Raw genomic sequence first — 7,187 nt, 5'->3', positions numbered from 1 at the left:
CTAAGCCGTATTATGCTTGAAGCGACACATAGAGGAGGAAAGTCAGATCTAGCCGTAAGATTTAGAACAAAGCTATTTAGTCTATACAAAAAGATGTCAACAAATACAGAAGAAAACTCTAATATAGAAGCAATTGCGATTAACGCAGCAAAAAAGGCGCTTATTGAAATTAGAGACAGAGTTAGCACGGGAGACACTGCCTACGAAGCAAAATATGGAAAAAGACAAACAAATGGTAAATACGACGGGGAATTGGATGCAGAACTATTTAACGAAATTTTAAGCGAAGAGATCCCACCAGAAGAATTTAAAGACAAATTTTGTAATTTAGTAAAAGGAAGAGAGTTGTTGTCCGCTAGTGGTGGACAAGATGGGCCTGAAAATAGAGAAACCAGGAATCTAGACCTAGATGACTATACAGACCAAATAAACAATTCAGAAACTATGACAAATCCTGAATTTGAGCCAATGCGCCCACACGCAGAAAGATTAAGAGGATTTATTAATAGATTAAGAGAAATGGGACAACACGCTAGGCTGTCTCTACATGAATTACAAACACAGCAAGAGCAGTTAGAACAGCTGGACTTTACCAATGCACCAGAAATACAAGCAATTCAAAACCAGCTTATATACGACTTGCGCGACGCTATCCTTTTAGGACAAAGAGGGTCCGAGGGTTTTCATACGCAAAATTCTACATTTCTAACCCCCGAACAACAATTTTTAATATCACAAGGTCCTCAAGGGTGGGAGAGAGTTCTTGATTCAGTGCTTGAAGACCTAACAGCAGACCCAATTGGAGATATAGAGGTAGATATGACCATACATTATAAAATGTCGGCACTTAAAGACTATATTACCACTCAAGGTATAGGATTTCTGGAACGAGAGGGCTTAACAAGAACACAAGCGCAAGTACTCGCACATCGCTGGAAGCAACTAGTTTCTCGTGAGTTTGCCGAGCAAGTAGCCCAGCATGGAGTCTTAAAAAGACTTCTTTTAAGCACAGACGCAAAAGCATCAGCAGATATTTATAAACAGATCCCCATTCGTTGGTTAGAAAATTTAACCGGAAGAGGAATCGACCCAATTTTACAGCCAGAGCGAAGGCGGTTGACTATGACTGCAAATCGTTTTTATGACCAGGCATTAATGAATTTTGCTGGAGAAAAAGCAAGGCGTTGGTTTTTTCTTCAACACAAAAAAACAGTTTTAAATCAACCACTCTCTCGAGATGAGCAAGCTGACTATAACAATGGCTATTTTCTCACAGAGGAGGATTTAATAGGACAGATAAATATGACCCAAGGGGCAGAATTTAAATCACGTGGAATCCAAGTCTGGAACATGGTCAAAAACAAAGCAGGAAGTGATCGTAGTTTGTCAGCATCTGCAAGAGAGCTAAGAATAGCTTGGGAAAATGTTCCTGCCAACGAACGAGTAGCCAGAATAGATGAGCAGTTTACAGATTCTGATTATAAATTATTCAACCAACTACATTTTAGATATAAAACGCAAATTGAATCTGGTGAGCCAATTGAAAATATACTTAGCTTGACGCTAGGAGAATTTAAACATAAAACCGACTATATTCTTTCTCCTGCCGAGCAAAGAGTATATCAAGACATGCTCGCACACGAGCAATCTTTGGTGGCAAGAGAAGTAGATTATGACATAAGAGAAGGAAATGTTGCAATTGCCGATAGAGAGAAGACAATAATAAGTAAGCTTGATTCTCGAAAAAGCTATATTGTTGACGGAATTAGACGAGCTAGGCAGCACTATATTTTTACACATCATCATCAAAAAATTGACGTTGCTTTTGCCACATTACCCAAAGAAGATGGAAGAATGATACAAGGACTTTATCTAGAGAAAGAAATGCGCGCAATGCACCAAGAACAAATGATGCGCAGAAGATATGACGAATATAGCCAGTTAATAATTCAAGACATGTCAGGCATGTCCAGACTACTCTATATGACTTATAAATTAGCGAAAGATACCCGACTTGCATCTTCACCTCATTGGCACAAACTCATGATAAAAATGCTAGTAAATAAAGATGCAAAACACCCAGACTCACCAAATTCACTACCCGTGCTGTATGAGGCTATTGAGCATATTAAACAAGAAACAGGAATTCCCTATGAATTAATGGCAGAGCCCACCATGACAACTTGGAATTCTACTCCCTATGAGTCTGGCTGGCGCATTCTACAGGGAGCAATGGATCCAATTATTTCTCGTTTAGATAGTCAAGGAAAACAAGGATCAATTACTAACCCCAATCGCTTTGAAGCAGCACTTGGAGCACAAATAAGAACCCCTGGTGATGTTATGACCTACGAGGCAGAGCGAGCTGACGGCTTTTCGAAAACAGTCCTTGAACTTGTTAGAAGAATTGAAGAGGAACAAGAAGCGACAGGTCATATTTCTGGAGGTAGTCAATTAGTAAGCGAGGCGGCAAGGCATCTTGGTCAAAGGTTTATAGATAGCCACGGCCACCCTCAGTCAAAAAAAGCCAAAGACGCACTAAGTGCTTTAAAAAAAGTAGCCCAACTTGCAAGAGACACAGGAGATGAAAGAATAATCTCAGTATTTTATTTAGGTAAAATTGACGATATTAAAGAGCTAGCCAAAAATTCTCAATACGAACAGCACGAAACAATACTGTCTGAAGCTGTAAAACAGAAAGATAACTTTGATAAATTAGTAAAAGATGAATTAACAATAGAGAGAAAAAAATACATGCTTGATCAGCTAGCTTTTAGATTGCCAGGAGTACTGTCCGCTTATTTTGTAGAAGATATTGGGTATAAGTTCGATGAAATACTGCTTGGAAACCCAGCAATACGCGCAAGACTGGATGCTGTTGAGCCAAGCAAACAAGCAGACGAATTTTTCTCAATACGTGAACAATTATGGAGAGTTCTTGAACAATCATTACGCTCATCCCAAGAAGAAGTAATACGCGATCTGGCCGGAACTGAACGGGTAGATTCCTACTTTTCTCTAGACGACCCAACAACAACAGGTAAAAACCTTGGCTTTTTTCTTGAACAAAATATTAACCAACTACAGCCTGGGTTTACATTTAATGAGTATCAACAAAGTTTTGGTGAAATGACAGGATATCTACGCCACTACTTTGAGCTAATGAGACAAGGTAAGGCAGGTAAAGCTTCCATAATAACCACCAGTGGAGATAATCTTCAACAAGGACTAAACGCCAGATGGAGAAGGTCTATTAATAAAGAAGAATCTATAGAAATAGGTGCACTAACAAGCCAGGAAAATAGAGCAGTGCTGGGGAAACGTCAATTTGATTTGTTTACCCGAATGCCAATGGATGTTAACCTAAGCCTAGGAGACATGCTTTTTGAAGAAGTAGAGATGCAAAAACTCGCCACCGCTTCAGTTTATAGAGCAAACGGAGAATTTGCTGGACTAGTTGATGCGTCAAATCAGATAAGCGATATTATGATTAATGTTCATCGTCATGAATTAGATAAAATTGCAGAACAAATAGATGTTTACGTACGCAATTTATCTGGCTGGAGTTCTCCGGGTGACGCAGCCGTACCGGGAAGGGCTTTGATAGAAGCATGGATCGAAATGGTAAAAGGAAGTGATATTCTATCTCTTGTCCCAGGATTAGAGCAATTAGCAAGGGGAGCTTTTGAATCAGACGCTAAATTAATTAAAGAAATAGGAGGAAAATTTATGTCCAGAGTTGCGCTAATAACAGAGAATCCAAGCGCAGCAATATTACAAACAAACGAAATTAAAGAAAAAATTACCGAAGTCCTACACCACATTGACGCTTTAATGGGAACACATCACGCAACAAAAGCGATAGAGAAGAAATTCAATTTAACCCCAGCTGACTTATCTACATTTGCAGTCAGAAGAGCATTTTCTTACCTGGGATATGGAATGCTTATATATATTCTTTGGCAGGCTTATAAGCAAGCCGCGGAGGAATTTAAAAAAGGCTAAGTTTTCTTAACAGCATCTGACATATGAGCCAATCCCTCTTGCGCCTCTTTACTCAACAACTGATGTGGGCGGAACAATCTATAAGTCTGGAATAAATTCATACCCATATTAAAAGCGCCTGTTAGTGGAGCAACAGCAGTTCCACCAGTAATTGAAACCGGCGAAGATGGTTTAAATACCTCCTGAACCGACTTTACTATTTGCGGTATCATAAACAGCACCCCAATACCAATTATCGAGCCAATAACCTCTGATGAAAAACCTGGAACCATTGGAGCAACCCACAGACCACCAATATCTTTTAATTGAATATTTATCACATATGCCGTAAGTAACAACAATGCAGTTACCGGATAAACAACTGCAAAGCCAAGTAAATTAGTAAACCAGTTCCAAAATGAAGCTCCTCCCGAGAACAAGTCTCCTAAGAGCATAATAGGCGCAAAAACAATATTAATAATAAGCTGGATATAAGCATTAATCAGCATCCAAATTAATCTAAATGCAACTGAAATTAAGCCTACAAAAACTATGAGCATAACAAATGGTGAAACAATATTTCCGATGATATTTAATCCAACACCTCCTCCTCCACTCACGGTTTCAAATAAACCACTAATAACTGCACCAATGATAAATGCTATCACACCAAAAGTAATTCCCAGTGGACCAAAAGCTCCTAGACCAACAAGAATACCACTACCTCCAGAAAATAACCCACCAGCGTCAACAGGAATTGATTTCAATGTATAACCAAAGATTACCCATGGCGAACCCGAAGTAAAGTCCTGTTTAGCCTGCGCAATAGCACCTACATCAAGCAACTTACTAGATTCAAAAATTTGAATTACAAATAAAATACTTAAATAAATTAAATCAATAACAAAACCAGCTATAGCATATGAAAAAGTTATAAGAACAATCGTTATGATAACTCGAGGAATAGCCATTTGAAAAGTCAATACCGTTTGAGGATCAAGTGATTTTCTAAACATTATCAAAATCCCCATAAATACAAGAACGATCAATATTACAACATACGAAGTATTTTTCATTGCATTCCATAGACCAAGAATAGGTTGTAACCCTGAATAACCAATTCCTTGCGCATAGGTCTTATCAATTAACCCAGATTTTGAGCCCATAAACGCCAGATAATTTGAAGTACTTGCGGGCGGGAACGCATAAGCAAGAGATATTACTTTCTGAGAAGCACCTAACACGCTTCGGTCATAAAAAGCGTGAAATTTATCCGGTTTATTAGTACATCCAACACCCCCAAGGCTACAGTTTAGACTGACAAAATACTCATCCACCATTTTTTGCGTACTTGCTTCTAGATTTAAACTCCCATTATCCTCTGCTACATCGCGAGCTTCTCCACTATTCTCCAATCCTGAAAACACCCAACCAGCTGAAACTTTAGTAGCCAGACCAAAAAGAAACAGAAGCACTAACAGCATTAATACAGTTTTCCTTTTAGTGAGTTTAGACCCAACAGATTTCATACAAATTTAATTATGCTGGATGGGGAAATTATTGTCAATCCTACAGTCAAAGTAGCTTTAGCGATAGTGGACAGTTATTGCAATTACTTGAATCGCATTTTTGACAGGGCTAAAAAAGAACAATACTCTAAATTTTAGATCAATCCTAAAGCTATAAATACCTCTTTCTTTAGGTTTGAGCAATTCAATATTTAAGCTAGGATGACTGGGATTCACTGTTAGCAAAGAAATTTGCTTGTTATATTTTTGAGTGAGATTATGTTTGACAAGTTTTCTCTTTAGTTTTGGCGTAAGAGGAAGAATATTAGGCATTATTTTGTAAAATAACCACTCTCATTAAGTCCTTCCTCCAAATCCTGCAAAAATTCAGGTGAATATGTCTTTGTATTGCGAAAACTCTCAACGACTTTCGCAGTAGATTTTTCATCAGGAGTTACAAACGGAAATGCTATAGCGGAATTGATTATAGCAGGTTCCATTGCTACCAAGCGCAACAGAGCGCGAAAAAACTCGCTTCGATTAGCAAAGCCATGTAAGCTAATAAGCTTATCTATAACACCAACCTGCGCTTTCGTAACTGATATACTTAAGGTATTCATATTGTTATATTATAACAATGTTTAACAATTATTGTCAATTGTCTCATGGGTAACCATTCAGGATTTAACAAACTGAGCGAAACAAGGCAAGGCCTTTCATGAAATGAATGGCCTTGCCTTAAGCGAGCGATTATATCCGATTCTAAAGCCAAGCTATCCATTTCATGTAAAGCTCGGTTTTGAATCCTTTGTAAACTCGTGAATGGTTACTCTCATGGTTTACCCGCCTATACCTCAAGCTTCAATAGGTATTGTAAACTGCAAGAGGTTTATACCCAGAACCCTGCCAAGTAGAAACAAAATAAGCCAGCCGCCTACAATTACCAACAAGCCAATAACTGCAAAAGTGATGGTTTGTTTCGCGCTAGCTGCTGCTTGGGGATCTCCATGGGATGTAATAAGTTTTATCCCTCCCACAACCATCATCACAAATAACCCAATTCCTGCTCCCCAGGCAGCAAACTTCACTGCTCTGGCAAATAGCACCTCCAGGTCCTGAATCTGCGCAGGCTGTTCAGGCGTACCCGTATTGGACCAGGCGGGAATTTCCCCATAAACCTTACTTATAAATGTGAACATAACTAGAATATATCACATTATTAAAAACTGGGTTTTTAATAAGTGTGTCAAACGCTGGACGTTTGACAACATTTTATAACCCTGCTAAAATATATAAGAGAGACCTGAGAGCAACTATCAATAAATATTTAGCAAAGCCAGAGATACTTGCCATTAAAGGGCCAAGACAAGCTGGTAAAACTACCGTCTACTTTATTCCAGCATATTACCTGTAAGTAACGGAAGTTATTAAAAGTGAGCGTATTCATGAATCGCCTCGACTTACAAATTTAGAATCTAGTTTGGGCAATACCAAAGATTTCGATTAGGAGCTATTCCATTTGCAATACAATCAGCCTTACAAAGGTTGCTTGTATCACAAGCTGTTCCAGCTTGGCAAGTTTCTTGTGTCACATAAGTACAATTTACTTGGCTTGTCGTTCCTCCAAGAGTAGGCAATACCGTATCATTTCCAAATATCTGGATTCCCAAAAAGTCCTGTACCAGTCCAAATAGT

At 38.6% G+C, this 7,187-nt stretch carries 6 protein-coding genes; 1 reads left to right on the top strand and 5 read right to left on the bottom strand.

The window, feature by feature from the left end:
* Nucleotides 1-12 precede the first annotated feature (12 nt).
* Complete coding sequence (locus CO050_02625; GenBank protein ID PJC31591.1) at nucleotides 13-4,005, top strand: hypothetical protein; 3,993 nt, start codon at nucleotides 13-15, stop codon at nucleotides 4,003-4,005.
* On the opposite strand, the gene CO050_02620 is transcribed toward CO050_02625, so the two are convergent.
* From CO050_02620 to CO050_02600, 5 genes are all read right to left on the bottom strand, one after another.
* Nucleotides 4,002-5,513 (bottom strand): hypothetical protein, encoded by a 1,512-nt coding sequence (locus tag CO050_02620; GenBank protein PJC31590.1) that lies wholly within the window; start codon nucleotides 5,511-5,513, stop codon nucleotides 4,002-4,004. The genes CO050_02625 and CO050_02620 overlap by 4 nt on opposite strands.
* A gap of 57 nt (nucleotides 5,514-5,570) precedes the next feature.
* Nucleotides 5,571-5,825: a plasmid stabilization protein gene (locus CO050_02615; GenBank protein PJC31589.1), complete on the bottom strand. Its 255-nt coding sequence runs from the start codon at nucleotides 5,823-5,825 to the stop codon at nucleotides 5,571-5,573.
* Nucleotides 5,825-6,112 (bottom strand): hypothetical protein, encoded by a 288-nt coding sequence (locus tag CO050_02610; protein PJC31588.1) that lies wholly within the window; start codon nucleotides 6,110-6,112, stop codon nucleotides 5,825-5,827. The genes CO050_02615 and CO050_02610 overlap by 1 nt, the downstream gene beginning before the upstream one ends.
* A gap of 234 nt (nucleotides 6,113-6,346) precedes the next feature.
* A complete protein-coding gene (locus CO050_02605) occupies nucleotides 6,347-6,691 on the bottom strand; it encodes a hypothetical protein (GenBank protein PJC31587.1) in 345 nt (114 codons plus the stop codon).
* Nucleotides 6,692-6,967: 276 nt separating this feature from the next.
* Nucleotides 6,968-7,187 (bottom strand): hypothetical protein (locus CO050_02600; GenBank protein PJC31586.1); only part of this gene is annotated, 220 nt, incomplete at its 5' end.

This window comes from Candidatus Roizmanbacteria bacterium CG_4_9_14_0_2_um_filter_38_17 (assembly GCA_002788855.1).
GTDB lineage: Bacteria > Patescibacteriota > Microgenomatia.
This window is presented reverse-complemented; position numbering and strand designations above follow the sequence as displayed.